24 protein-coding genes and 1 pseudogene are annotated in these 25,369 nt (G+C 62.2%); 22 read left to right on the plus strand and 3 right to left on the minus strand.

Translation table 11 applies throughout. From position 1 onward, the window contains the following. The 3 genes and pseudogenes from SB772_RS33060 to SB772_RS33070 all read right to left on the minus strand — a co-directional run. Nucleotides 1-179 (minus strand): annotated as a pseudogene (locus SB772_RS33060) (2-methylcitrate synthase); the annotation flags it as partial. A 169-nt stretch (nt 180-348) separates the two neighbouring features. Continuing rightward, a complete protein-coding gene (locus tag SB772_RS33065; RefSeq protein WP_410837347.1) occupies nt 349-1,365 on the minus strand; it encodes an HpcH/HpaI aldolase/citrate lyase family protein in 1,017 nt (338 codons plus the stop codon). 205 nt (nt 1,366-1,570) lie between these two features. Next, nucleotides 1,571-2,554: a malate dehydrogenase gene (locus SB772_RS33070; RefSeq protein WP_341317156.1), complete on the minus strand. Its 984-nt coding sequence runs from the start codon at nt 2,552-2,554 to the stop codon at nt 1,571-1,573. A gap of 496 nt (nt 2,555-3,050) precedes the next feature. On the opposite strand from SB772_RS33070, the gene SB772_RS33075 reads away from it, so the two are divergent. From SB772_RS33075 to SB772_RS33180, 22 genes are all read left to right on the plus strand, one after another. Beyond that, a complete protein-coding gene (locus tag SB772_RS33075) occupies nt 3,051-3,851 on the plus strand; it encodes a GntR family transcriptional regulator (protein ID WP_410837348.1) in 801 nt (266 codons plus the stop codon). Nucleotides 3,852-4,008: 157 nt separating this feature from the next. After that, complete coding sequence (sdhC, locus tag SB772_RS33080) at nt 4,009-4,422, plus strand: succinate dehydrogenase, cytochrome b556 subunit (RefSeq protein WP_410837349.1); 414 nt, start codon at nt 4,009-4,011, stop codon at nt 4,420-4,422. A 3-nt stretch (nt 4,423-4,425) separates the two neighbouring features. Continuing rightward, the gene (gene sdhD, locus SB772_RS33085) at nt 4,426-4,794 is read left to right on the plus strand and encodes a succinate dehydrogenase, hydrophobic membrane anchor protein (protein WP_410837350.1); all 369 of its coding nucleotides are present in this window, start codon (nt 4,426-4,428) and stop codon (nt 4,792-4,794) included. 4 nt (nt 4,795-4,798) lie between these two features. Beyond that, nucleotides 4,799-6,574, plus strand: coding sequence for a succinate dehydrogenase flavoprotein subunit (gene sdhA, locus SB772_RS33090; protein ID WP_410837351.1), 1,776 nt, complete (start codon nt 4,799-4,801; stop codon nt 6,572-6,574). A 24-nt stretch (nt 6,575-6,598) separates the two neighbouring features. Next, nucleotides 6,599-7,303, plus strand: a complete 705-nt coding sequence (locus SB772_RS33095) for a succinate dehydrogenase iron-sulfur subunit (RefSeq protein WP_054034792.1) — start codon at nt 6,599-6,601, stop codon at nt 7,301-7,303. Between the two features lies 1 nt (nt 7,304). Beyond that, nucleotides 7,305-7,577: a succinate dehydrogenase assembly factor 2 gene (locus SB772_RS33100; RefSeq protein WP_410837352.1), complete on the plus strand. Its 273-nt coding sequence runs from the start codon at nt 7,305-7,307 to the stop codon at nt 7,575-7,577. A gap of 84 nt (nt 7,578-7,661) precedes the next feature. Further along, on the plus strand, nt 7,662-8,963 hold the full coding sequence (gene gltA, locus SB772_RS33105) for a citrate synthase (protein WP_410837353.1): 1,302 nt from the start codon (nt 7,662-7,664) through the stop codon (nt 8,961-8,963). 405 nt (nt 8,964-9,368) lie between these two features. Then, entirely contained in the window at nt 9,369-10,778 is a 1,410-nt protein-coding gene (gene leuC / locus SB772_RS33110; protein ID WP_410837354.1) for a 3-isopropylmalate dehydratase large subunit, read from the plus strand. Between the two features lie 5 nt (nt 10,779-10,783). Beyond that, nucleotides 10,784-10,942, plus strand: coding sequence for an entericidin A/B family lipoprotein (locus SB772_RS33115; protein WP_410837355.1), 159 nt, complete (start codon nt 10,784-10,786; stop codon nt 10,940-10,942). Nucleotides 10,943-11,028: 86 nt separating this feature from the next. After that, a complete protein-coding gene (leuD, locus tag SB772_RS33120; RefSeq protein ID WP_410837356.1) occupies nt 11,029-11,679 on the plus strand; it encodes a 3-isopropylmalate dehydratase small subunit in 651 nt (216 codons plus the stop codon). Between the two features lie 73 nt (nt 11,680-11,752). Then, nucleotides 11,753-12,820, plus strand: a complete 1,068-nt coding sequence (leuB, locus tag SB772_RS33125) for a 3-isopropylmalate dehydrogenase (protein ID WP_410837357.1) — start codon at nt 11,753-11,755, stop codon at nt 12,818-12,820. A gap of 360 nt (nt 12,821-13,180) precedes the next feature. After that, the gene (asd, locus tag SB772_RS33130; RefSeq protein ID WP_012428637.1) at nt 13,181-14,302 is read left to right on the plus strand and encodes an aspartate-semialdehyde dehydrogenase; all 1,122 of its coding nucleotides are present in this window, start codon (nt 13,181-13,183) and stop codon (nt 14,300-14,302) included. A gap of 140 nt (nt 14,303-14,442) precedes the next feature. After that, nucleotides 14,443-16,848 carry a FimV/HubP family polar landmark protein gene (locus SB772_RS33135; RefSeq protein WP_410837358.1) on the plus strand — a complete coding sequence of 802 codons (2,406 nt, stop codon included), beginning with the start codon at nt 14,443-14,445 and terminating at the stop codon, nt 16,846-16,848. Next, complete coding sequence (gene truA, locus SB772_RS33140; protein WP_410837359.1) at nt 16,845-17,660, plus strand: tRNA pseudouridine(38-40) synthase TruA; 816 nt, start codon at nt 16,845-16,847, stop codon at nt 17,658-17,660. The genes SB772_RS33135 and truA overlap by 4 nt, the downstream gene beginning before the upstream one ends. Next, nucleotides 17,657-18,370, plus strand: coding sequence for a phosphoribosylanthranilate isomerase (locus tag SB772_RS33145; RefSeq protein WP_410837360.1), 714 nt, complete (start codon nt 17,657-17,659; stop codon nt 18,368-18,370). The genes truA and SB772_RS33145 overlap by 4 nt, the downstream gene beginning before the upstream one ends. Before the next feature lie 60 nt (nt 18,371-18,430). Further along, complete coding sequence (gene trpB, locus SB772_RS33150) at nt 18,431-19,624, plus strand: tryptophan synthase subunit beta (protein ID WP_341317143.1); 1,194 nt, start codon at nt 18,431-18,433, stop codon at nt 19,622-19,624. Between the two features lie 11 nt (nt 19,625-19,635). Continuing rightward, nucleotides 19,636-20,544, plus strand: a complete 909-nt coding sequence (locus SB772_RS33155) for a DNA-methyltransferase (protein ID WP_410837361.1) — start codon at nt 19,636-19,638, stop codon at nt 20,542-20,544. A 31-nt stretch (nt 20,545-20,575) separates the two neighbouring features. Further along, on the plus strand, nt 20,576-21,388 hold the full coding sequence (trpA, locus tag SB772_RS33160; protein WP_410837362.1) for a tryptophan synthase subunit alpha: 813 nt from the start codon (nt 20,576-20,578) through the stop codon (nt 21,386-21,388). Nucleotides 21,389-21,469: 81 nt separating this feature from the next. After that, the gene (gene accD / locus SB772_RS33165; protein ID WP_410837363.1) at nt 21,470-22,342 is read left to right on the plus strand and encodes an acetyl-CoA carboxylase, carboxyltransferase subunit beta; all 873 of its coding nucleotides are present in this window, start codon (nt 21,470-21,472) and stop codon (nt 22,340-22,342) included. Nucleotides 22,343-22,554: 212 nt separating this feature from the next. After that, nucleotides 22,555-23,865: a bifunctional tetrahydrofolate synthase/dihydrofolate synthase gene (gene folC / locus SB772_RS33170; protein ID WP_410837364.1), complete on the plus strand. Its 1,311-nt coding sequence runs from the start codon at nt 22,555-22,557 to the stop codon at nt 23,863-23,865. Between the two features lie 29 nt (nt 23,866-23,894). Next, complete coding sequence (locus tag SB772_RS33175; RefSeq protein WP_410837365.1) at nt 23,895-24,800, plus strand: SPOR domain-containing protein; 906 nt, start codon at nt 23,895-23,897, stop codon at nt 24,798-24,800. 7 nt (nt 24,801-24,807) lie between these two features. Then, a complete protein-coding gene (locus SB772_RS33180; protein WP_410837366.1) occupies nt 24,808-25,302 on the plus strand; it encodes a CvpA family protein in 495 nt (164 codons plus the stop codon). Nucleotides 25,303-25,369 lie beyond the last annotated feature (67 nt).

Consider the following 25,369-nt stretch of genomic DNA (forward strand, 5'->3'; position numbering starts at 1 on the left):
AATTCGCAGGCGCCGGCGATATCGAGGATGTCGTAGCCGCGATAGTGCAGGTCATTGCCGGTCTTGCCGACCGTGCAAAGTGCGGTGTTGCCCGCCGTCACGCCGGACAGCGCGACGGATTTCTTCGGTTTGAAGCCGGGACCGCCTTGTGTGCCGGCGGTTTGCGTTGTCTCGCTCATCTCCCGCAATCTCCGTTGTGCCTGCTCGTTGCTTCTGGCTGAACCATGCATTGCACGGCGCGTTCGACGCCTGCATGCCGCTGCGACAGGCCATGGCCTGGTTCCGTTGCACGACGCGCGTGGGCGCCGTCCAGCACCGCCGCGCCGGCTGCCGCGTTGGCCATCGTGCTCATGATGCGGATTGCCCGTTAGCGCCCACTTTCACGAAGAGCGGCACGGCGTCTTGCGGGACGGCGCGGCCCGTGGATTGCGCGCGGCGCAGCACCGACCAGTAGTAGCGATAGCTGGCCCGGTCGTGCAGCGTGTCGTGATGGCGCGTCGGTCCCCATTGCGCGGACTGCGCAGCCAGCAGGATTTCGGTGGCCGTGACAATCTCTTCGTCGCGCGGTGCAAACGCGGAGACGATCGCTTCGATCTGCGCGGGATGGATGCTCCACATCCGCGTGTAGCCGAACTCGTTGCGGGCGCGGGCGGCGTCGCTGGCGACCACGCTCATGTCGCGCACTTCCGTGCTGACGTTATGCGACGGCACCTTGCCATGCGCGTGGCAGGCCGCCGAAATCTCAAGCTTCGCGCGCCGCACCAGCGGATGATCGAACTGGCCGGGCGAGCGCATTGCGGTATCGGGAATTGCACCGTCGTGCGCGGAGACGAAGTCCATCAGGCCGAAGCTCAGCGCTTCCACGCCGGGCAGCGCGGCCAGATCGAACACGCGCGTCAGCGCGCCATGTGTTTCGACCAGCAGTTGTACCGGCACAGGTTGAGCGATGCCGAGTTCGCGCCGCGTCGCTTCGATGAACGCGACCATTTCGGCGGCATCGGGGACGTTGCGGATCTTCGGCAGGGTGATGTAAGCGGGCGCTCGCTTTGCGGCGCGCAGAATGAGGTGGACGTCGTCACGCCAGTGCGGGTGGCCGAAGTCGTGGATCCGCACGCCGACGCGGCCGAAGCGGTCATGTTCGCTGCCCAGCAGCGACGCGACCAGCTCCGCGTGTTCCGCTTCGCGGCCGACCTGCGCGCCGTCTTCACAATCGAGTGTGATGTCGAACACCGGGCCCAGTTGCTGCTGCAATGCGAGCGATTTCAGCATCAGCTTCTCGCTGCCGGCGTAGTGATCGCAGGCAGGCAGCACAGCGGGCGGCGCTTCGCCGTCAAACAGCACTTCGGCGGGTGTGAGGGCGCGCATCTTCGGCGTCAGGGGCGTGGGTAATGTTTAAGTAAAGTCTGATTCGAACACGCTCTGCTCGGTCATCGTCAAGCAGCCGCGCAAAACGCGTTCGGATCAGCTGCGAATGTCGGCTTGGCGAAGCGCCGTACCTGCCATTCGCACGTAAAAAACCGGAACCCGCCGCGATGACGCCACGGAGTTCCGGTTCGTCTGCATCAGACGCTTAGCCGAGCAGGTGTTGAACGCCGTCGCGTTCTTCGAGCAGCTCGTTCAGCGTACCGTCCATCTTTTCACGCGAGAACGCGTCGATTTCCAGACCTTCGACGCGCTTGTACTCGCCGTTTTCGCACGTAACCGGCACACCGTAGATGATGTCTTCCGGAATGCCATACGAACCGTCCGACGGAATACCCATCGTGACCCACTTGCCGTTGGTGCCGAGCACCCAGTCGCGCACGTGGTCGATCGCTGCGTTAGCTGCCGAAGCTGCCGACGACAGGCCGCGCGCTTCAATGATCGCGGCGCCGCGCTTGCCGACGGTCGGAATGAACGTGTTGCGGTTCCATTCTTCGTCGTTGATCAGCTTGGTCAGGTCTTGACCTTCTGCCGTTGCGACGCGGAAGTCCGGGTACATGGTCGGCGAGTGGTTGCCCCATACAGCCAGCTTTTCGATCGAAGCGACCGGCTTGCCCGACTTGGCAGCCAGTTGCGACAGCGCGCGGTTGTGGTCCAGACGCAGCATGGCGGTGAAGTTCTTCTTCGGCAGATCCGGCGCCGACTTCATCGCGATGTATGCGTTGGTGTTGGCCGGGTTGCCGACCACCAGCACCTTCACGTCGCGGCTGGCGACTTCATTCAGCGCCTTGCCCTGGACCGTGAAGATCTCGGCGTTCGCCGATAGCAGATCCTTGCGTTCCATGCCTTTCGAACGCGGACGGGCGCCGACCAGCAGAGCGACGTCGGCGTCCTTGAATGCGACCTTCGGATCGTCAGTGATCACGACGCCCGACAGCAGCGGGAATGCGCAATCATCCAGTTCCATCACGACGCCTTTGACGGCGGCTTGCGCTTGCGGCAGGTCGAGCAATTGCAGGACCACCGGCTGATCCTTGCCGAGCAGATCGCCATTGGCAATGCGGAACAGCAGGGAGTAAGCGATTTGACCTGCGGCGCCGGTGACGGCAACGCGCTTTGCGGGCTTAGCCATTGAGAAATCTCCAGGACGATGCGTTAGACGCTAGGGAAAACGCCATTCTATATGCGCGTTCAGCGAAGCGTTGTGAAACACGGCGGAATTCACTGTTCGCGTACGGCCCTGGATTTTTATCGGGGCTGTACAGCGCGCTGCGTCGAGACCGCCATGCCGGAAACCTGTACCACCGAGCGGGAGCGGGGCATAAAAGGCGCCGGGAAGCCGCTGCACGGTGCGGGCTCCTGTAAACAGCGCGTTTCGGCAAGCGTCTGACCAGACAATGGCGGCGAATCGAAACCTGGACTGCGTGGGAACAGCATGGTGCAGAATGGCCGCCGGCGCGTCGCGGCGCTGCACAAAACAGCCGCCGAAAACCCCGCAAACCCTTGCTCGACAAGGAGTGTAGGAGTCGGACGTCGCAAAGTCAACATTATCTTATGTCTTATATAAGACATATCTGTTGCGGGGAAAACCCTAGACGCGGCCCAGCCCTTTATGATGAAATGCGCGGATGACTTCGAACCCGGCGAACACCATGAATCCGAGCGGCCAAGGGGCCGCAGGCGAGGGTGTATCCGCTGCCGCGCCAACTGCATCGCCCACTTTCAGCCCCTTGTATCAGCAGATCAAGGGGTTGATTACGCAGAGCCTCGAAAGCGGCGAATGGAAACCCGGCGAGATCATTCCTAGTGAAGTCGAATTGGCGGCCAGATACAAGGTCAGTCAGGGAACGGTGCGCAAAGCAATCGACGAGCTTGCCGCCGACAACCTGCTGGTGCGCCGCCAGGGCAAGGGCACTTTTGTTGCAACGCACAACGAAGATCGCGCCCAATTTCGCTTCCTCCGGTTACTGGCCGATGACGGCGCGGAACATCCGCACGTCAGCCGCCTGCTCGAATGCCGGCGCTTGCGCGCTTCGGCGGACATCGCCCGGCAACTCGATCTGAAGCCCGCCGATCCGGTGGTGCTGGTCAAGCGCTTGCTGCAGTTCGACGGCGAAGTCACCGTACTCGACGAAATCTGGCTGCCCGGCGGCGTGTTCCGCGGGCTCACGCTCGAACGCCTGTCGGAGTATAAAGGTCCCCTCTACGCAATGTTCGAGACTGAATTCGGCACACGCATGATCCGCGCAACAGAGAAAATCCGCGCGGTCGCGGCCGACCCTTCAGTGGCTGATCTATTGAATGTGCCGGCGGGCTTTCCGCTGCTGTCGGTGGAGCGCGTGTCCTATACATACGGGGACCGGCCGGTTGAAGTCCGGCGTGGTTGGTATGTCACAACCGGGTATTACTATCAGAACGACCTAAGCTGAGTCGGGCTGAACGATGGCGCAGCGTCCCACGCGCGCGCCTGTTTGAAGGCGCCTTTATCGCGCATGCTGTAACGGACCTGTAGTGGTTTTCGCTGCAGCGCGATATAAAAAGGCGCTAAAATCGCGGATTAGTGTGACTACATAGTAGGGGTCTAGCATGGCTGAAGCCGTAAAAAAACCGAGGCCGGAATTCCGGAACATCGGTATCGGGCAGATATTGACGGCATACCGTCTCCCGCTAGCGGGGCGAGTGTCGATCTTGCACCGCTTAAGCGGTGGTCTGCTTTTTGTTTTTCTTCCGTTCCTGCTGTACCTCTTCGATCAAAGCCTGACTTCCGAACTGAGTTTCGAAGTCTTCAAAGGTTTCCTCTCCAACATCGTCGTCAAGCTCATCACGCTCGTTCTCGCGTGGGCCTTCCTGTTTCACTTCTGCGCCGGCATCCGTCACCTGGTGATGGACACGCACCGTGCAGTGACGAAGGAAGGTGGCAAGCAAACTTCCGTCGTGGTCCTCGTCGTGTCGTCGCTTCTTACGATTGCATTCGCCGCAAAACTGTTCGGAGTCTTTTAAAAAATGGCAGCTAATAACCGAATCGGTCCGAAGCGTCTCGTCGTCGGCGCACATTACGGTCTGCGCGACTGGCTCGCCCAGCGCATTACCGCCTGTGTGATGGCCGTCTATACGGTCATCCTGCTCGCATGGTTCTTCGGCGCGCGCGATTTCTCGTATGACGGCTGGGCGTCGATCTTCGCGACGCAATGGATGAAGCTCGCCACGTTTGTCACACTGCTCTCGCTGTTCTATCACGCGTGGGTTGGTATCCGCGACATCTGGATGGACTATGTGAAGCCCGTTGGCACGCGCCTGTTTCTTCAAGCGCTGACGATCGTCTGGCTGCTCGCGTGTGCGGGCTACGCTGCGCAGATTCTCTGGAGAGTGTAAAAGAATGGCTGCAATCAAGAATTCTCTGCCGCGTCGCAAGTTTGACGTGGTTATCGTCGGCGCAGGCGGCTCGGGGATGCGCGCTTCGCTGCAACTCGCGCGCGCCGGTCTGTCGGTTTGCGTGCTGTCCAAGGTGTTCCCGACGCGCTCGCACACGGTGGCTGCCCAAGGCGGCATCGGCGCCTCGCTCGGCAACATGAGCGAAGACAATTGGCACTATCACTTCTACGACACGATCAAAGGTTCCGACTGGCTCGGCGACCAGGACGCGATCGAGTTCATGTGCCGTGAAGCGCCGCACGCAGTCTACGAACTCGAACACATGGGCATGCCTTTCGACCGTAACGCCGACGGCACGATCTATCAGCGCCCGTTCGGCGGCCACACCGCGAACTACGGCGAAAAGCCGGTGCAACGCGCTTGCGCGGCTGCGGACCGTACCGGTCACGCGCTGCTGCACACGCTGTATCAGCAGAACGTTGCGGCAAAGACGCAGTTCTTCGTCGAATGGATGGCGCTGGACCTGATCCGCGACGCCGACGGCGACGTGCTCGGCGTGACCGCGCTGGAAATGGAAACCGGCGACGTCTATATCCTCGAAGGCAAGACCACGCTGTTCGCCACGGGCGGCGCTGGCCGGATCTTCGCGGCCTCCACGAATGCGTTCATCAACACCGGTGACGGCTTGGGTATGGCTGCGCGTTCGGGTATCGCGCTGCAAGACATGGAATTCTGGCAATTCCACCCGACCGGCGTGGCCGGCGCGGGCGTGCTGATTACCGAAGGCGTGCGCGGCGAAGGCGGCATTCTGCGTAACTCGAACGGTGAGCGTTTCATGGAACGCTACGCGCCGACGCTGAAGGATCTGGCGCCGCGCGACTTCGTTTCGCGTTCGATGGACCAGGAAATCAAGGAAGGCCGCGGCGTGGGTCCGAACAAGGATCACGTGCTGCTCGACCTGTCGCACATCGGCGCCGAGACGATCATGAAGCGTCTGCCGTCGATCCGCGAAATCGCGCTGAAGTTCGCGAACGTCGACTGTATCAAGGAACCGATCCCGGTCGTGCCGACCATCCACTATCAGATGGGCGGTATTCCGACGAACATTCACGGGCAGGTCGTGGGGACGTCGCGCGGTCACGAAGAGCCGGTCAACGGCTTCTACGCAGTGGGCGAATGCTCGTGCGTGTCGGTGCACGGCGCAAACCGTCTCGGTACGAACTCGCTGCTCGACCTGGTCGTGTTCGGCCGCGCGGCCGGCAACCACATCGTCAAGCACGTGAAGGAAATCAAGGAGCACAAGCCGCTGCCGGCCGACGCCGCCGATTTCGCGCTGTCGCGTCTGGACAAGCTGGACAGGTCCTCGTCGGGCGAATACACGCAGAACGTCGCGAACGACATCCGTGCCACGATGCAGGCGCACGCCGGCGTGTTCCGTACTTCGGCATTGCTGGCCGAGGGCGTCGAGCGTATCCGCGAAGTGGCTGAACGTGTCGACAACATCCACCTGAAGGACAAGTCGAAGGTGTTCAACACCGCACGCGTCGAAGCGCTGGAAGTGGCGAACCTGATCGAAGTGGCACGCGCCACGATGGTTTCCGCCGAAGCGCGCAAGGAAAGCCGCGGCGCGCACGCGCAAAACGACTTCGAACATCGCGACGACGAAAACTGGCTGCGCCATACCCTGTGGTTCAGCGAAGGCGATCGCCTCGACTACAAGCCGGTTCACATGCAACCGCTGACCGTCGAATCGGTTCCGCCGAAAGCGCGGACCTTCTAAGGCACAAGTCAAAGGAATTCAGAAATGGCTAAGCGTACATTTGAAATTTACCGCTACGACCCGGATAAGGACGCAGCACCGCGCATGCAAACGTACGAGATCGAGATCGACTCGCACGAACGCATGCTGCTCGACGCGCTGCTCAAGCTGAAAGCGATGGACGAAACCTTGTCGTTCCGCCGCTCGTGCCGCGAAGGCGTGTGCGGTTCGGACGCAATGAACATCAACGGCAAGAACGGTCTGGCCTGCTTGCAGAACATGAACGACCTGCCGCAGAAGATCGTGCTGCGTCCGCTGCCGGGCCTGCCCGTCGTGCGCGACCTGATCTGCGACTTCACGCAGTTCTTCAACCAGTATCACTCGATCAAGCCGTACCTGATCAACGATACGCCGCCGCCGGAAAAGGAACGTCTGCAGTCGCCGGAAGAACGCGACGAGCTGGACGGCCTGTATGAATGTATTCTGTGTGCAAGCTGCTCGACTTCGTGCCCGAGCTTCTGGTGGAATCCGGACAAGTTCGTCGGTCCGGCGGGCCTGCTGCAAGCCTATCGTTTCATCGCGGATAGCCGCGACGAAGCGACCGGTGAACGCCTCGACAACCTGGAAGATCCGTACCGTCTGTTCCGTTGCCATACCATCATGAATTGCGTCGACGTCTGCCCGAAGGGCTTGAATCCGACCAAGGCAATTGGCAAGATCAAGGAATTGATGGTTCGCCGCGCAGTCTAGGATGAACGAAACATCGCATCAGTCCGACCCTCTTCGCCGCGCGCGCCTTCGCTGGCGCGCGCGGCGCGGCTTGCTGGAAAACGATCTGATCTTTGAACGTTTTTTCAGCCGATATGAGCATGACCTCAGCGACGCTGATGTAGGCGCACTCACCCGCCTGCTTGAGTTGAGCGATAACGACCTGATGGACTTGCTGCTCGTGCGCAAGGAACCAGAGGGCGACCTTGCCGACCCGGATGTGATCCGGGTGCTGGAGCTGCTGCGAAACGCTTGAGCAGCTTGAGCGCCCCGCTTGTCCGTTGTTCCAGGCGTGCAAATTATCGAAACCCTGTTTCCATACTTCGATTGAGGATGTGCCATGACCCCGTCAGATGTTAAAGCCACGCTATCGTTCAGCGACAATTCGCCGAGCGTTGAAATGCCGATTTACAAGGGCACCCTCGGCCCGGACGTGATCGACATCCGCAAACTGTACGGCCAGACCGGCAAGTTCACGTACGACCCGGGCTTCATGTCGACGGCGGCCTGCAATTCGGCGATTACGTACATCGACGGCGACAAGGGCGAGCTGCTGTACCGCGGCTACCCGATCGACAACCTCGCGGAAAACGCCGACTTCCTCGAAACCTGCTACCTGCTGCTGAAGGGCGAGCTGCCGAACGCACAGCAGAACACGGAATTCGTGGGCACCGTCACGAAGCACACGATGGTGCATGAGCAAATGCATTTCTTCTTCCGTGGCTTCCGCCGTGACGCGCACCCGATGGCGATTCTGGTCGCCGCGGTCGGCGCGCTGTCGGCGTTCTATCACGACTCGCTCGACATCAACAATCCGCGTCACCGTGAAGTGTCGGCCATTCGCATGATCGCGAAGCTGCCGACGCTGGTCGCGATGGCGTACAAGTACAGCATCGGTCAGCCGTTTGCGTACCCGAAGAACGACCTGTCGTACAGCGCGAACTTCATGCACATGATGTTCTCGAACCCGTGCGAAGAGTACAAGGTCAACGACGTGCTGGTGCGCGCGCTCGACCGTATCCTGATCCTGCACGCCGACCACGAGCAGAACGCGTCGACCTCGACCGTGCGTCTCGCCGGTTCGTCGGGCGCTAACCCGTTCGCGTGTATCGCTGCGGGTATCGCTTGCTTGTGGGGTCCGGCGCACGGCGGTGCGAACGAAGCCGCACTGAACATGCTGGAAGAAATCGGCTCGGTCGACAACATTCCTGAGTTCATCAAGCAGGTCAAGGACAAGAACTCGGGCGTGAAGCTGATGGGCTTCGGTCACCGCGTGTACAAGAACTACGATCCGCGTGCGAAGCTGATGCGCGAAACCTGCCACGAAGTGCTGGAAGAGCTGGGCCTGCACGACGACCCGCTGTTCAAGCTGGCCATGGCGCTGGAAAAGATCGCACTGGAAGACGAATACTTCGTGTCGCGCAAGCTTTACCCGAACGTCGACTTCTATTCGGGCATCGTGCAGCGCGCGCTGGGCATTCCGACGTCGATGTTCACGTGTATCTTCGCGATGGCGCGTACGGTCGGCTGGATTGCACAGTGGAACGAAATGATCGCCGATCCGGAACAGAAGATTGGCCGTCCGCGTCAGCTGTTCATCGGCGACACGCAACGTGAAGCGAAGCCGCTCGCGCAACGTTGATCGAGTTTGAGTCTGCGTGGTTCGCGGCGGTTTGTTTGCTGCGAATGAGCGCAGAGTCTGTGCTGATTGGAAACGCCCCAACGGGTTTATCGTTGGGGCGTTTTGTTTTTGTGGTGCGTCGTGTCGCGCGGTGCCGTTCCGTCAAGCCGGTGTGCGGTCCCTGCGCCCATCCGCCGCGCCCAACTCGGCTTCGATTTCGAGCGTTGACGACATATAAGCTTGGCGGCGCATGGGGCCGCCGTCGCGCATTCCGCTGCCGGGTAACACCAATACAGGTATCGCCACTACCACCCAACTCCATGTTTTTTATCGGTTTTCTCCCTAAGGGAGGGACCCAAAGCGGGCTACTGCGTGGCATAATCGACCGAACACAGTCAGCCCGCAGTCATTACTACCCCGCATACCATGGCACAGACTCTCTACGACAAATTGTGGAACACGCACGTGGTCCACACGGAAGAAGACGGTACGACGATTCTCTATATCGACCGCCACCTGCTGCACGAAGTCACCAGCCCGCAGGCGTTCGAAGGCCTGAAGCTGGCAGAGCGCCCGGTCTGGCGCATCAGCGCGAATCTGGCGGTATCCGATCACAATGTGCCCACCACGGACCGCAGCCACGGCATCGCCGATCCGGTTTCGAAGCTGCAGGTCGATACGCTCGACAGCAACTGCGACGCCTACGGTATCACGCAGTTCAAGATGAACGACCTGCGTCAGGGCATCGTGCATATCATCGGGCCGGAGCAGGGCGCTACGCTGCCGGGCATGACAATCGTCTGCGGCGATTCGCACACGTCCACGCACGGCGCGTTCGGCGCGCTGGCGCATGGCATCGGCACGTCGGAAGTCGAGCACGTGCTGGCCACGCAAACGCTCTTGCAAAAGAAGAGCAAGAACATGCTGGTGAAGGTCGAAGGCCCGTTGCCGCGCGGTTGTACCGCAAAAGACATCGTGCTCGCGATCATCGGCAAGATCGGCACGGCCGGCGGCACCGGCTATGCGATCGAATTCGGCGGCTCGACGATTCGTTCGCTGTCCATGGAAGGCCGTATGACGGTCTGCAACATGGCGATCGAAGCGGGCGCGCGCGCCGGCATGGTTGCCGTGGACGACATCACGATCGATTACCTGAAGGGCCGTCCGTTCTCGCCGGAAGGCGTCGAGTGGGATCACGCGGTCGAGTACTGGAAGCAGTTCAACTCGGACGAAGGCGCGCAATTCGATCGCGTGGTCGAGCTGAACGCGGCTGAGATCGTGCCGCAAGTCACATGGGGCACGTCGCCGGAAATGGTCACGGCAATCGACGGCCGCGTGCCGGATCCGGAACGCGAAAAGGACCCGGTCAAGCGCGACGCGATGGAACGTGCACTGAAGTACATGGCGCTCGAACCGAACGCGCCGATCGAATCCATCAAGCCGGATAAAATCTTCATCGGGTCGTGCACCAACGCGCGCATTGAAGACATTCGCGCGGCGGCATACGTCGTGAAGAAGCTCGGCCGCCGCGTCGCGCCGAATATCCGTCTGGCGATGGTCGTGCCGGGTTCGGGTCTGGTCAAGGCGCAAGCGGAACGCGAAGGCCTCGACAAGGTCTTTACCGATGCCGGGTTCGAATGGCGTGAACCAGGTTGCTCGATGTGTCTCGCCATGAACGCCGATCGGTTGGATCCGGGCGAACGTTGCGCGTCCACGTCGAATCGTAACTTTGAAGGCCGTCAGGGCGCCGGTGGCCGTACCCATCTCGTGAGCCCCGCAATGGCTGCGGCTGCAGCCATCGAAGGGCATTTTGTCGATATTCGCAAGCTTGGATAATTCGCATGATGAAGAACATGAATCGCACCACTCTATTGCACCGCTTCGCGCTCGGCACGCTGGCTGTATTGCTGCTCGGTCTGGCCGGCTGCAACACGGTGCACGGATTTGGCGAGGACATGTCGCACCTCGGCAATTCGATCAGCAACCACGCTGACAAATAAGCGGTTTTCGATTTTTGCCGGCGATGCGGCGGTCAGCCTGGCAGCTGCCGCGCGCATCGCCCGGTCTTGAAACAGGCGTAAGCGTCATGGATAAATTCATCGTACACACCGGCGTCGTGGCGCCGCTCGATCGCGAGAACGTCGATACGGACGCGATCATTCCGAAGCAGTTCCTGAAGTCGATCAAGCGCACGGGTTTCGGGCCGAATGCGTTCGATGAATGGCGTTACCTCGACCACGGCGAACCGGGTCAGGACAATTCGAAGCGTCCGCTGAATCCGGATTTCGTGCTGAACCAGCCGCGCTATCAAGGCGCGTCGGTGTTGCTGGCGCGCAAGAACTTCGGCTGTGGCAGCTCGCGTGAGCACGCACCGTGGGCGTTGCAGCAATACGGTTTTCGCGCGTTGATCGCGCCGAGCTTCGCCGATATTTTCTACAACAACTGCTTCAAGAACGGCCTGCTGCCGATCGTGCTGAGCGAACAGCAAGTCGATCACCTGTTCAACGAAACGTACGCGTTCAATGGCTTCCAGTTGACCATCGACCTGGAAGCGCAAGTGGTGCGCGTCGGCGACGGCACCGAATATCCGTTTGAGGTCGCAGGTTTCCGTAAATACTGCCTGCTGAACGGTTTCGACGATATCGGCCTCACGCTGCGCCACGCTGACAAGATTCGCCAGTTCGAAGCGGAGCGAATCGCGAAGCAGCCGTGGCTGAATCACCGCATCGTCGGCTAAAGACGTAAGGGACCAGATCCCGTTCGCTGATTCAAGCTCAGAAGTCTCGAAGAAAATCATCAAGGAAATTCGCATGAAGATCGCAGTCTTGCCGGGCGACGGCATCGGTCCCGAAATCGTCAAGGAGGCCGTCAAGGTCCTGAACGTGCTCGGCGAAAAGTTCGAACTCGAAGAAGCGCCGGTTGGCGGCGCGGGCTACGAAGCGAAGGGTCATCCGCTACCCGATTCGACGCTCGCGCTGGCTAAAGAAGCCGATGCGATCCTGTTCGGCGCCGTCGGCGACTGGAAGTACGACTCGCTCGAACGCGCGCTGCGTCCGGAGCAGGCGATTCTCGGTCTGCGCAAGCACCTGCAATTGTTCGCGAACTTCCGTCCGGCGATCTGCTATCCGCAACTGACGGGCGCTTCGTCGCTGAAGCCGGAAATCGTCTCGGGTCTCGACATCCTGATCGTGCGCGAACTGAACGGCGACATCTACTTCGGCTCGCCGCGCGGCGTGCGCGAAGCGCCGGACGGCCTCTTTGCCGGTTCGAAGGAAGGTTTCGACACGATGCGTTATTCGGAGCCCGAAGTGCGCCGTATCGCGCACGTCGCGTTTCAGGCGGCGCAAAAGCGCGGCAAGAAGCTGACGTCGGTCGATAAGGCCAACGTGCTCGAAACGTCGCAGTTCTGGAAAGACGTGATGATCGACGTGTCGAAGGAATATGCGGACGTCGAACTGTCGCATATGTACGTCGACAACGCGGCCATGCAACTGGTGAAGGCGCCGAAGTCGTTCGACGTGATCGTGACCGGCAACATGTTCGGCGACATCCTCTCCGACGAAGCCGCGATGCTGACGGGGTCGATCGGCATGCTGCCGTCGGCCTCGCTCGACAAGAACAACAAGGGCTTGTATGAGCCGTCGCACGGTTCCGCGCCGGATATCGCCGGCAAGGGCGTGGCGAATCCGCTGGCCACGATTCTCTCGGCCGCGATGATGCTGCGTTATTCGCTGAATAAGGCGGAACAGGCTGACCGCATCGAAAACGCGGTGAAAAAGGTGCTGGAACAAGGCTTCCGCACCGGCGACATTCTCACGCCGGGCTGCCAGCAGGTTGGCACCGTGGCAATGGGCGATGCAGTCGTCGCCGCGCTGTAAAGCGCTTTACAGCGCTCTAAGCCTAAGCGGTAGTTAGGCCCTCAAAACGGGCCTTTAAAACGTGGATTGGCCTCGAAAACAGGTCAATTCACGCGTAATACGGGCGACAGCGGCGGACAATGACGTCGCCGGATTCCGGTTTTCGTGTATATTGTGACGATGGCGCGGATCTCTCAAATCTCCTCGATTTCCAACCAGCACGGCAAAACGGCCCGTGTGGTTGAGTTCGCCATTACCACCAAAACGATTACCCCGAAAACGATCACGAAGCGCTGATCGTCCGTCGTGCCCGCTCATCTTCCCCGCGCGGTCACTGCGGGCAAAGATGCGGGGAAGTTTCCACTCGAAGGGTATGAAGTCATGAACGTAGGTCTCGTAGGTTGGCGCGGCATGGTCGGCAGCGTCCTGATGCAACGTATGCAGCAGGAAGGCGATTTCGACTTGATCGAACCGGTGTTTTTTAGCACCAGCAATGCGGGCGGCAACGCGCCGTCGTTCGCCAAAAACGAGACCAAGCTCAAAGATGCGACAAGCATCGACGACCTGAAGAAGTGCGAGGCGATCATCTCCTGCCAGGGCGGCGACTACACCAATGAAGTGTTCCCGAAGCTGCGCGCAGCGGGTTGGAACGGCTACTGGATCGACGCGGCTTCGTCGCTGCGCATGAAGGACGACGCGGTCATCATTCTCGATCCGGTCAACCTCGACGTGATCAAGAATGCACTGGTCAAGGGCCAGAAGAATTTCATCGGCGGCAACTGCACGGTCAGCCTGATGCTGATGGCGCTGGGCGGCCTGTTCCGCGAAAACCTCGTCGACTGGATGACGGCCATGACGTATCAGGCCGCTTCGGGCGCGGGCGCGCAAAACATGCGCGAACTGCTGCAGCAAATGGGCACGCTGTACGGCGCGGCCAAGGAAGATCTGGCTGACCCGTCGTCGGCGATTCTCGACATCGACCGCCGTGTGCTGAGCGCGATGAACAGCGACCGTATGCCGACGGACAACTTCGGCGTGCCGCTCGCCGGCTCGCTGATCCCTTGGATCGACAAGGATCTCGGCAACGGCATGTCGAAAGAAGAATGGAAGGGCGGCGCCGAAACCAACAAGATTCTCGGCAAGCCGGCCATGGGCACGCCGGGTTCGATTCCGGTGGATGGCCTCTGTGTGCGGATCGGCGCCATGCGCTGCCACTCGCAGGCGCTGACCATCAAGCTGAACAAGGACGTGCCGCTGGACGAAGTGAACAGCATCCTCGCGTCGGGCAACGACTGGGTCAAGGTCGTGCCGAACGAACGCGAAGCGTCGATGCGCGATCTGTCCCCCGCCGTGGTGACGGGTACGCTGACGGTGCCGGTCGGCCGTGTGCGCAAGCTGGCAATGGGCGGCGAATATCTGTCGGCCTTCACGGTCGGCGATCAGCTGTTGTGGGGCGCGGCCGAACCGCTGCGTCGCATGCTGCGCATTGTGCTCGACAAGTAAAGTAAACTACGCGCTCACGACGCGTAGAAAACTCAAAAAGCGTCGCGTTTCCCGCGACGCTTTTTTCATTATGTGCCCCGATTATCTTGTCTCTTTCCAACCGCAAACAAGGGCTGCGCGCTGATGCGCCAGGAGTCCCGATGAACCTTCGACTCTCTTCCCTTCGGGCTATGTTTATTCATCAACGTGCAGGCCGGTTGGCGGCCGCGGCTGCTTTGGCTTTTGCGTTGGCCGGCGTTGGCGCCGGCGCAGGTAACGCGTTGGCAGCGCCCGGCGACGCCGCGAGCGCGCCGGAGGGCGCGTCGGCTTCCGCGTCCACGTCATACGCCGCGGGCAGTCAGTATACGGTTCGGCCTGGGCAGTCGCTGAACGACGTGGCGATTGCCGTCACGCAATCGCACGACCGGGCGACGCTCGCGCGCGCCTCACACGCGTTATTCGATTCGAACCCGAATGCCTTCATGGGCCACGACCCGAGCCGGATGCGGATGGGTGCGGTGTTGACGGTGCCGGCGCTGGATGCGTCAGGGGCCTTGGCGGCTTCTACGGCGAGTGTGGGGGCTGCGGCTGTTGCTGCATCTGCGCCTGCCTCGGCGTCGAACGCGGCAGCGGCGGTTGGTGCGGCGGGCGGGGGAGCGCAGGTCAATGCCGCCGCAGCGAGCCCGGCAAGCGCCGCGCCCCACGCTGCGGCGCCCGCAACGCCCGCAGTGACAGGCGCGGCCAGTGCAGCACCTCAAACAAACCCCGCGACGCCGGGGGCGAGCGCGGTGTCGGCGGGTGGCGCAGCCGTGGCGGGCGCGGTTTCGTCCGCGCCGCTAGCGGGTTCGCAGGCGGCAGCTTCGGCCGCGTTGCCAGCCAGCGGTTCGCAGGCGTGGTCCGGGTCGATCCAGTCTTCCGCCAGCGAGTCGGCCGAAGGGCCATCGGTGCCAGGCGGTACGGCTGCTTCCGCGACGGTCGCTCGGCCGGCGTCGCAAGCGCATGCCCAAGTGTCCAGCTTGCAGCAATTGCTTGCGCTGAAAAACCGTGTGCTGATGGAGTTGCAGAAGCACGGCATCGGCGGTTCGACGGCAGCGACGGGCACCGCCTCGACCGGCGCGCAGCCGTCGGTGGGGGCGTCGTCCGCGGCGGTCGTGGCCAGTCAGAGCGGTGCGGCGGTTTCCACGTCGAACGAACCCGCGATGTCGCAAACGAATTTGAGCGTGGCGGCGGCGGTTGGCGCAGCGTTGGTCGCGTTACTGGCGGCTTTGCGACTGCGTCGCCGCAAGCGCGAGGGGATTGCCGCGGCTGAAGCTACACGTACAGATGATGACGTGACGGCTTCGGCGCAAGCGGCTGGCGCGCAGGAGATCGCTTCGTCGCGCGAACAGCTTCCCGTGAGCGAATCGGCAGACGTGAGCGAAGACGCGGCGACGCGGCGAGCGGCGGCATTGGCGGCAGCAGAGCGTGAGGCCGCGGAACGTGCGACAGCAGAGCGCGAAGCAGCGGCCCACCAACCCGACACGACCGGCGCCCCCTTCCCGGCGCAAGAGCCTGCCGCGTCTGAGCACCCCTGGCAAGAACACCGATCGGCGCCAGCGCCCTTCGAGCCAGTGCCACCGAACCCCGATGTTTCGCCAGCCGCACACGGCGGCCTGACGTCCGAACCCATTCCGCCGGCTCATCACGAAAACTTCGACGGCGCGACCACAGTCGCAAGCCTCGCAGCTGCCGCCGAACTCGGCGCCGAAGCGTTGCCGATGACGCCGCTCGAGCCGGTCAGCGAGGTCCTGCATCAAGAGGAGCCGCCGCCCCACCGTTTGCAATGGGACGAGCCAGCTGCGCCGCTCACGAAGCCGCACGACGATCTGAACGCGCCGCAACCGGCAGTCGATTTCGCGCAGCCGTACGTCGAGCCGCACACGACTTCGCCGTTCGGCCAACCGGACGGCGACGCGTCGACGACGCATTCGGCGCCCGCAGCGCCGTTCTCGTCAGAGGACACGGCGCCCGCGAGCGCACCACACTTCGAGCAGGCTCCCGCCGCGCAAGCTCAGCCCGCGCTGGCGGCGCCGACCGAATTCCCGCACGACGCCGTCGACGCCTTCAGCAGCCTCGACATGCCATTGCCGCCGCGCGTCGAATCGACAGCTGCCGACGTGACTGCGCCCGCATCGCTCCCGACCCAGCCGGTTGCGCCCGAGGAATCTACCGCGCGCGAGGCCGTTGCGCCTCACGATCCGGACGAAACCCCGCATATCGCCAATGAAGTCGCCGCCGGCATCGCAGGCCCCGCAGCGGTTGCGGGCCTCGGCGCGGCCGGCTTCGGCGCGCTGAACCTCGACTTCGACCTCGAGTTGCCGCCGAGCCCCGCTCAGCCGCTGCCGGCCTTCACGCAGGCCGATCTCAAGCGCATCGCCCGCAACAAGCTCGATCTGGCCGCCGAATACATCGACCTCGGCGACCTGTCCGGTGCGCGCGTGCTCATCAACGAAGTGATCGAAGCGAACGATCCGGCTACGCGCACCGAAGCCCGCACGTTGCTCTCGACGCTCGCACCGTTGTCGTGAAGAAGCGTATCGCTTTAGGCGTCCAGTACGACGGCTCGGCATTCTACGGTTGGCAATCGCAGCCGCACGGCAAGACGGTGCAGGACGAGCTCGAACGGGCGCTTCGCGAGTTCGCGCAGACGCCGGTGCAAACGGTCGTCGCGGGTCGTACGGATACGGGCGTGCACGGTCTCGGCCAGGTCGTGCATTTCGATACCGAACTCGATCGCGCGGATTTTTCATGGGTTCGCGGCACCAACGCGTTTCTGCCGCATACCGTCGCCGTGCAGTGGGCCAAGCCGATGCCCGACGAGTTCCACGCGCGTTTCTCGGCGTTCGAGCGGACTTATTATTACGTGCTGTACGTGAACCCGGTGCGCTCGCCGATGCTGGCCACGCGGGCCGGCTGGGTGCACACGCCGCTCGACGTCGACGCGATGCGAGCCGCCGCTGTCTGCCTGATCGGCGAACACGATTTTTCTGCGTTCCGTTCGTCGCAATGTCAGGCGAAAACGCCGGTCAAGTATCTGTATCAGATCGACTTGCGGCAACAGGGCGACTTCATCCATTTCCGTTTTCGAGCGAACGCGTTCCTGCATCACATGGTGCGCAACCTGATGGGATGTCTCGTCGCTGTCGGCCGCGGACGCCATCCGGTCGAATGGATGGCCGAAGTTCTTGCCAGCGGCGATCGCGATTGCGCCGCGCCGACCTTCATGCCCGACGGCCTGTACCTGGCGCAGGTGAGCTATCCTGAGCAATTCGCCGTGCCCGCGCCGCAGACCGGCAGCGTGCCGTGGCATACCGTGTGGAGCGAGCAACCGGAATCATGAATTCAACCAAAAACCTGGCGGCCGAAACCCAAGCCGGCGCACCGCATCAAGCCGCGCCGCGCCGCACACGCATCAAGCTCTGCGGCTTGTCGAAGCCTGAAGATGTCACGCACGCGATCGACCTCGGCGCCGACGCGATCGGCCTCGTGTTCTATCCGCCCAGCCCGCGCTCGGTCAGCGTGGCGCAGGCGGTCGAACTGGTGCACGACGTGCCGCCGTTCGTATCGGTAGTCGGCTTGTTCGTCAACGCCACGCCGGACTGGGTCCGCGCAGTCGTAAGCAATGTCGGGCTTACACTGCTGCAATTCCACGGCGATGAGACCGCGCAGCAGTGCGAGTCGCTCGCCAGCTTTGCGGGTTTGCCTTGGTTGCGCGCGCTGCGCATCGCGACGGATACTCAACCCGCAGATTTGGTAAAATCGGCGCTTAACTATTCAGCTGCCAGCGGCCTTCTGTTCGACACCCATGTCGAAGGCTATGGCGGCGGCGGGAAGGTTTTCGATTGGTCACTTATTCCAGCAGAACTCGCGCGTCGGGCCGTTTTGAGTGGTGGGTTGAACGCGCAAAACGTCAGTGACGCGATCCATCGCGTGCGCCCGTACGCGGTCGATGTCTCGAGCGGCATCGAAGTGCCGGGCGCCAAGGGCGTGAAGGATCACGCCCGGATGGCGGCGTTCGTACGCGCAGTGCGCGAAGCGGACGCCGAATGATTCTGGTGGCACGGCTTTCTCGCATGAACGCCGCGCACCACACTGAGAAGAGTGATCGTTATGTATAACTTGCCTGACGAAAGAGGCCATTTTGGCCAGTATGGCGGCGTGTTCGTCGCTGAAACGCTGGTTCACGCGCTCGACGAGTTGCGCGCCGCGTACGAGAAATATCAGAAAGACCCGGAATTCGTCGCTGAATACGAGCGCGAACTGAAGTATTTCGTTGGCCGTCCGTCGCCGATTTATCACGCGCAACGCTGGAGCGAACTGCTCGGCGGCGCGCAGGTTTTCCTGAAGCGCGAAGACCTGAATCACACCGGTGCTCACAAAGTCAATAACGTGATCGGCCAGGCGCTGCTTGCGAGGCGTATGGGCAAACCGCGCGTGATCGCGGAAACCGGCGCGGGCCAGCACGGCGTCGCAACGGCGACCATTGCGGCGCGCTTCGGCATGGAATGCGTCGTCTATATGGGCGCCGAAGACGTCCGCCGCCAGGCCGCCAACGTGTACCGGATGAAGCTGCTCGGTGCGACCGTCGTGCCGGTCGAGTCAGGCTCGCGGACGTTGAAGGACGCGCTCAACGAAGCGATGCGCGACTGGGTCACGAACGTCGAAAACACCTTCTACATCATCGGTACGGTGGCGGGACCGCATCCTTATCCGATGATGGTGCGCGACTTCCAGCGCGTGATCGGCGATGAGTGCAAGGTGCAGATGCCGGAGCTGGTCGGCCGCCAGCCGGACGCTGTGATCGCGTGCGTTGGTGGTGGATCGAATGCGATGGGTATATTTTATCCGTACATCGACGACACATCGGTGCAGTTGATCGGCGTCGAAGCGGCGGGTGACGGCCTGGAAACCGGCCGTCACGCGGCGTCGCTGATCGGCGGTAGCCCGGGCGTGCTGCACGGCAATCGGACTTATCTGCTGCAAGACGAGAACGGCCAGATCATCGAGACGCATTCGGTGTCGGCAGGCCTCGACTACCCGGGCGTCGGCCCCGAGCATGCGTGGCTAAAAGACAGCAAGCGCGCGCAATACGTCGGCATCACCGACGAAGAAGCGCTCAAAGCCTTCCACGATTGCTGCCGCATCGAAGGCATCATTCCGGCATTGGAATCCAGCCATGCGCTGGCCTACGCCGCGAAACTCGCGCCCACGCTGCCGAAGGACAAGTACCTTCTGGTCAATCTGTCGGGCCGCGGCGACAAGGACATGCACACGGTCGCTGAGCGATCGGGTATCCAGTTCTGAGCGCCGCGACGATGCGCGACGAGTTCGACGAGCCCCAGCCCGCGGTTGAAACCGACCCGGCCGCCGGCATCATGGCGGCCGAGGTGCCTGCATCTTTGTTGCCGCAGGTGCCTGCGGGCATCCAGCTGTTGAACCGCGATTTTCTGACCGATGTGGCGAATATTCCCGACGGGTCGATCGACCTGATCCTTTGCGATCCGCCTTATGGGCTCGGCAAGGATTATGGCAACGACTCCGACATGCGTTCCGGCGACGATTTTCTCGCCTGGACACGCAGTTGGCTCGAGCTGGCCATTCCAAAGCTCAAGCCGTCGGGTTCGCTGTATATCTTCTGCACATGGCAGTACGCGCCGGAAATCTTCTGTTTCCTGAAGACAAAGCTCACGATGATCAACGAAATCATCTGGGACCGGCGCGTGCCGAGCATGGGCGGAACGGTGCGCCGTTTCACGTCGGTGCATGACAACATTGGTTTTTTCGCGGTGTCGAAGGATTATTACTTCGATCTCGACCCCGTCCGCATCCCGTACGATGCCGTCACGAAGAAGGCGCGTTCGCGTAAGTTGTTCGAAGGAAGCAAGTGGCTGGAGCTTGGCTATAATCCGAAGGATGTCTGGTCGGTGTCGCGACTGCATCGGCAGCACGCCGAACGCGTCGATCATCCGACCCAGAAGCCTCTGGAGATTGTCGAGCGTATGGTGCTGGCAAGCTGTCCGAAGGGTGGGCGCGTGCTCGATCCCTTCATGGGCAGCGGCACCACCGCAGTCGCTTGCGCCCGTCAGCGGCGCGAATTCGTCGGCTATGAGATCAATGAAAGTTACTGCGCGATAGCGCGTGAACGCGTTAGCGCGGTCGCAGCGGCTTCCGCTGTTGCCCGGCCGGTTGCAGCCGAAATTGAACGGCAAACCGAGGCGCAATAAGCGCGCAGTAGCCCAAATCCGAGAATATTCCATGTCCCGTATCAAGAACATGTTTGCTGCGCTGTCCGCACAGGGTAAGAAAGGGCTGATTCCGTTCATGACGGCCGGCGATCCGGATCCGGCTCGCACGGTCGAATTCATGCATGCGCTCGCCGCCGGCGGCGCGGATGTGATCGAACTTGGCGTGCCGTTTTCCGACCCGATGGCCGACGGTCCCGTGATCCAGCAGTCGTCCGAGCGCGCTCTGGCGCACGGCGTATCGCTGCGCCATGTCATTGCCGACGTCAAGCGCTTCCGTGAAACCGACGACAAGACGCCGGTCGTGTTGATGGGCTACGCCAATCCGATCGAGCGCATGGGCATCGAAGCGTTCGCCAGGGCCGCGAAGGAAGCGGGCGTAGACGGCGTGCTGGTGGTCGATTACCCGCCCGAAGAGTGTGCTGGCTTCGCTGAACAGATGCGATCCGCCGGCATCGATCCGATATTTTTGCTTGCGCCTACGTCAACGGACGAGCGCATCGCGGAAGTCGGCAAAATCGCCAGCGGCTACGTCTATTATGTGTCGCTCAAAGGAGTGACCGGAGCGGCAAATCTGGACGTTTCCAGCATCGCGAGTAAAATCCCGGCCATCAAGTCGCGCGTACCGCTGCCGGTGGGCGTCGGTTTCGGCATCCGCGACGCGCAAACGGCGCGTGCGGTGGCCGACGTGTCCGATGCCGTCGTGATCGGCAGCCGTATCGTGCAATTGCTCGAACAAGCCGCGCCCGACACCGCTGCCGAGACGCTCACGCGTTTCGTCGCCGAAGTGCGCGAGGCGCTGGACAGCGTTGCGACTGACCGATAACAGTTATTTTTTGTCTTCTGTAGTGTGAGCGGCGGGTTCGTCCCGCCGTTTGCGCAACCGTAGACCCCAGAGGGATTCAATATGAGCTGGCTCGATAAGCTGCTGCCGCCGAAAATCAAGCAAACCGATCCGAAGAACCGCAAGGGGATTCCGGAAGGCTTGTGGATCAAGTGCCCGTCGTGCGAAGCCGTGCTGTACCGCAACGACGTCGAGGCCAATCTGCATGTTTGCCCGAAATGCGACCATCACATGCGCATCGGCGCGCGTGAGCGGCTCGACGGCCTGCTCGATCCGGAAGGCCGCTATGAAATCGGCCAGGAAATCGTGCCGGTCGACGCGCTCAAGTTCAAAGACAGCCGCAAATATCCCGAGCGCCTGAAAGAGGCGATGGACGACACCGACGAAACCGACGCAATGGTCGTGATGGGTGGCGCAATCCACACGCTGCCGGTGGTGGTCGCGTGCTTCGAGTTCTCGTTTATGGGTGGCTCGATGGGTTCGGTGGTCGGCGAGCGTTTCGCGCGCGGCGCACAGAACGCGCTGGAACAGCAAGTGCCGTTCATCTGCTTCACCGCTTCGGGCGGCGCGCGGATGCAGGAAAGCTTGCTGTCGCTGATGCAAATGGCCAAGACCACGGCCATGCTGACCAGGCTGGCCGAAGCCAAACTGCCGTTCATCTCCGTACTGACCGACCCGACCATGGGCGGCGTCTCGGCTAGTTTCGCCTTCCTCGGCGACGTGGTGATCGCGGAACCGAAGGCGCTGATCGGCTTTGCCGGCCCGCGCGTGATCGAACAAACCGTGCGCGAGAAACTGCCCGAAGGCTTCCAGCGCGCCGAGTTCCTGCTGACAAAGGGCGCGATCGATATGATCGTCGACCGTCGCAAGTTGCGTGAAGAACTCGCGCAACTGATGGCGCTGCTGAGCCGCCAGCCGGCTGACGCCGTCGCGTAATCGCGTAAGCGATAAGCGAAGTGGCTGTATCGATTCGCCAAAGCTCGCCAAGGCATTAATCAGCGCCGTGCCTTCGAAGCGCGGCGGTAGTACGAAAAGCAGTCAAAAAATAGCGCGCCGCGAGAGTCATCAAGCGGCGCGCTGTCATTTCCGGGATAATCACGGTCTCGTGACGCCGCTACGGCTGCCCGCACTCCTATTCGTAGTTTTCGATGACCACATTCCCCACTCTCGACGCTTGGCTCACGCACCTTGAATCCGCGCATCCGGTCGGCATCGACATGGGTTTGGCTCGCATCTCCAAGGTACGCGACGCGATGCAGTTGTCGTTCGCGTGTCCGGTCATCACGGTCGGCGGCACGAACGGCAAGGGTTCGACCTGCGCAATCCTCGAATCGATTTTGCTGCGCGCGGGCTTCACGGTCGGCTGCCATACGTCGCCGCATCTGTTGTCGTTCAACGAGCGGGCGCGCGTGAATGGCGAAACCGCGAGCGATGCCGATCTGCTGCCGCATTTCGAAGCAGTTGAAGCCGCGCGCCTGAGCCTCGCTGAACCGGTCACGCTGACGTATTTCGAATTCACGACGCTGGCGATCATGAGTCTGTTCGCTTCGCGCGGACTCGATGCGGCGATTTTCGAAGTGGGCCTCGGTGGCCGCCTGGACGCGGTTAACATCCTCGACACGGACTGCGCGATCATTACCAGCATCGATATCGACCACACCGATTATCTGGGCGACACGCGCGAGAAAATCGCCTTCGAAAAGGCCGGCATTTTCCGGGCGGCCAAACCGGCGATCTGCGCCGATCCGGTGCCGCCGCAAACGCTGATCGATTATGCCGAACAGATCGGCGCCGAACTGTGGCTATTCGGGCGCGATTTCCGCTACGAAGGGCAGGCGGGCAGCGAGCGCCAGCAATGGAGCTATGTGGGTCCGACGATGCGCCGCTCGGCGCTCGCCTATCCGGCGCTGCGAGGCGCGAACCAGTTGATCAACACGTCGGCGGCGCTCGCCGCTCTCGAAGCGCTGCGCGACCGTTTGCCGGTTTCGGCGCAGGACATTCGGCTCGGCCTTGCCAACGTCGAATTGCCGGGGCGCTTCCAGGTGCTGCCCGGCAAGCCGGCCATCGTGCTCGATGTCGGCCACAATCCGCATGCCGCCGCCGTGCTGACGCAAAACCTCGGCAATATGGGCTTTTTCCCGTACACGTACGCCGTGTTCGGCGCGATGCGCGACAAGGACATTGCCGGCGTATTGGCCCACCTGAAAGGCGAAATCGACCACTGGTGCGTGACCGATTTGCCGACGCCGCGTGCGGCTTGCGCCGAGGAGCTCGAAACCGCATTGCGCGAGCAGGGCGTGAGCGACAGCGCCGATAGCAGTGTGACGCGCTACGCAACGCCGGCAGAGGCTTTCCAAGACGCGCTAAACCGAGCGTCGGAGAATGATAGAATCGTGGTTTTCGGCAGTTTCTATACGGTAGCAGGCGTGATGGCCTACCGTAAATCGCAGCAACACTGAACGGGCGCCAGGCTCGAACCAAGCGATTCATGGGAATTTTCTCGTTCGGCAAGAAAGACGACACGCCCTCGCGGCGTGGCGCAAATACCAATTCCACTCGTGCCGCCCGTGGCGAACGCGTGGAGCGGCGAACCCGCCGCACGGAGCGCGCCGTGGACGCCGATGCGATGCTGCTCGACCCCACGTTGCCTGAAAAGCAGCGTGCGCGGCGCCGGCTCGTTGGCGCGATCGCGTTGGTCGTCGCAGCGGTCGTCGTGCTGCCGATGGTGCTGGATTCGCATCCTAAGCCCGTCACAGACGACATCTCCATCGACATCCCGAGCCGCCCCGCGCCGAAGGCCAGCAAGGCCGACGAAGACACGCAGGCCGGTGTAGCACCTGACAATCCGGCGCCGGACCCGGCACTCGCCGCTTCCGGCCTTGCGCCGGCTGCACCGGCAACGGCCGTCACGCAAAGCCAGTCCGGCGCCACCAGGCAGCAGAACGCGGCAACGAGCGCAGCGAAGCCCGCCGCCAAACCGCAAGCGCCGGCCGTCGTGGCTAACACGGCTCCTGCGGCGCCGACACCCGCCAAACCCGCGAAACCGCAGACCGCGCATAGCGCAGCGAACGTTCCGGCCCCGAGCGAGGACAGCACGAACAGCACCGCCGCAAGCGCCGACGCCGATTCCGGCACGCCCGCGTCACCGCCCGGCAGCCGCTTCGCCGTGCAGCTCGGCGTCTTTCCGGACGACGCCAGCGCGCGCAGTTGGGCAACCAGGTTGAAAGCGGCCGGCGTGCCCGCATATACCGAACGTCGGAAGCAGGCAGACGGCGCGACCCGCACGCTTTTGCGCGCCGGCCCGTTTGCCGATCGTGCAGCGGCCAGCGCCGCGATTGCGAAGGTTCGCGAGGCCGGCTTGACGTCGGGCGCGAACAACGGCGCTGCACAGTAAGCGAGCGATGTTCACCGCCTTCGACTACGCTGTAATGGCGGTGATCGGTTTGTCGGCCTTGCGCGGCACATGGCGCGGCTTTTTGTCCGAGATATTCGGGCTGATCGGTTGGATCGCGGCGTTTTTCATTGCGTGCCGCTTTGTCGGATACGTTGTGCCGTTTATTCCTGCCACGTGGCCGGGCGGCGCGCTGACCCAATGGCTGCTGGCGTTCGCGCTGGTGGTGATCGGCGTGGTGGTGCTGGCGAGCGTGCTGAATGCGCTGCTGAGCCGCATCGTGCAGGTATCGGGCTTGAGCGGCATCGACCGCTCGCTTGGTTTGATGTTCGGCCTCCTGCGCGGGGTCGTTCTGGTGCTGATTCTGGTCGCCCTGGCAGGCTTGACCGAACTGCCCCAACAGGAATTCTGGCGCAACGCCCTGCTTCGGCCCTATGCGGTCGACGGCGTGCACGTAATGAAACCGCTGCTTCCCGAGACGCTCGCTGCCTACGTCCGTGTGTGACGATCAGGCGGGTGATCAGAGGAAGCCCGCAGTACTCCGGCGCAATCCGGCTGCTTTTACGCTCCAT

Source organism: Paraburkholderia sp. SIMBA_030 (assembly GCF_046535245.1).
In the GTDB taxonomy this organism is placed as follows: Bacteria; Pseudomonadota; Gammaproteobacteria; order Burkholderiales; family Burkholderiaceae; genus Paraburkholderia.

Coding starts and splice junctions, on each gene's coding strand:
- asd (WP_012428637.1), top strand. CDS start 13,181: ATGAACGTAGGTCTCGTAGGTTGGCGCGGCATGGTCGGCAGCGTCCTG.
- SB772_RS33115 (WP_410837355.1), top strand. CDS start 10,784: ATGATGAAGAACATGAATCGCACCACTCTATTGCACCGCTTCGCGCTC.
- gltA (WP_410837353.1), top strand. CDS start 7,662: ATGACCCCGTCAGATGTTAAAGCCACGCTATCGTTCAGCGACAATTCG.
- SB772_RS33100 (WP_410837352.1), top strand. CDS start 7,305: ATGAACGAAACATCGCATCAGTCCGACCCTCTTCGCCGCGCGCGCCTT.
- sdhC (WP_410837349.1), top strand. CDS start 4,009: ATGGCTGAAGCCGTAAAAAAACCGAGGCCGGAATTCCGGAACATCGGT.
- trpB (WP_341317143.1), top strand. CDS start 18,431: ATGTATAACTTGCCTGACGAAAGAGGCCATTTTGGCCAGTATGGCGGC.
- leuB (WP_410837357.1), top strand. CDS start 11,753: ATGAAGATCGCAGTCTTGCCGGGCGACGGCATCGGTCCCGAAATCGTC.
- SB772_RS33065 (WP_410837347.1), bottom strand. CDS start 1,365: ATGCGCGCCCTCACACCCGCCGAAGTGCTGTTTGACGGCGAAGCGCCG.
- SB772_RS33095 (WP_054034792.1), top strand. CDS start 6,599: ATGGCTAAGCGTACATTTGAAATTTACCGCTACGACCCGGATAAGGAC.
- SB772_RS33070 (WP_341317156.1), bottom strand. CDS start 2,554: ATGGCTAAGCCCGCAAAGCGCGTTGCCGTCACCGGCGCCGCAGGTCAA.
- sdhD (WP_410837350.1), top strand. CDS start 4,426: ATGGCAGCTAATAACCGAATCGGTCCGAAGCGTCTCGTCGTCGGCGCA.
- SB772_RS33180 (WP_410837366.1), top strand. CDS start 24,808: ATGTTCACCGCCTTCGACTACGCTGTAATGGCGGTGATCGGTTTGTCG.
- sdhA (WP_410837351.1), top strand. CDS start 4,799: ATGGCTGCAATCAAGAATTCTCTGCCGCGTCGCAAGTTTGACGTGGTT.
- accD (WP_410837363.1), top strand. CDS start 21,470: ATGAGCTGGCTCGATAAGCTGCTGCCGCCGAAAATCAAGCAAACCGAT.
- leuC (WP_410837354.1), top strand. CDS start 9,369: ATGGCACAGACTCTCTACGACAAATTGTGGAACACGCACGTGGTCCAC.
- SB772_RS33145 (WP_410837360.1), top strand. CDS start 17,657: ATGAATTCAACCAAAAACCTGGCGGCCGAAACCCAAGCCGGCGCACCG.
- leuD (WP_410837356.1), top strand. CDS start 11,029: ATGGATAAATTCATCGTACACACCGGCGTCGTGGCGCCGCTCGATCGC.
- trpA (WP_410837362.1), top strand. CDS start 20,576: ATGTCCCGTATCAAGAACATGTTTGCTGCGCTGTCCGCACAGGGTAAG.
- SB772_RS33175 (WP_410837365.1), top strand. CDS start 23,895: ATGGGAATTTTCTCGTTCGGCAAGAAAGACGACACGCCCTCGCGGCGT.
- SB772_RS33075 (WP_410837348.1), top strand. CDS start 3,051: ATGACTTCGAACCCGGCGAACACCATGAATCCGAGCGGCCAAGGGGCC.
- SB772_RS33135 (WP_410837358.1), top strand. CDS start 14,443: ATGAACCTTCGACTCTCTTCCCTTCGGGCTATGTTTATTCATCAACGT.
- SB772_RS33155 (WP_410837361.1), top strand. CDS start 19,636: ATGCGCGACGAGTTCGACGAGCCCCAGCCCGCGGTTGAAACCGACCCG.
- folC (WP_410837364.1), top strand. CDS start 22,555: ATGACCACATTCCCCACTCTCGACGCTTGGCTCACGCACCTTGAATCC.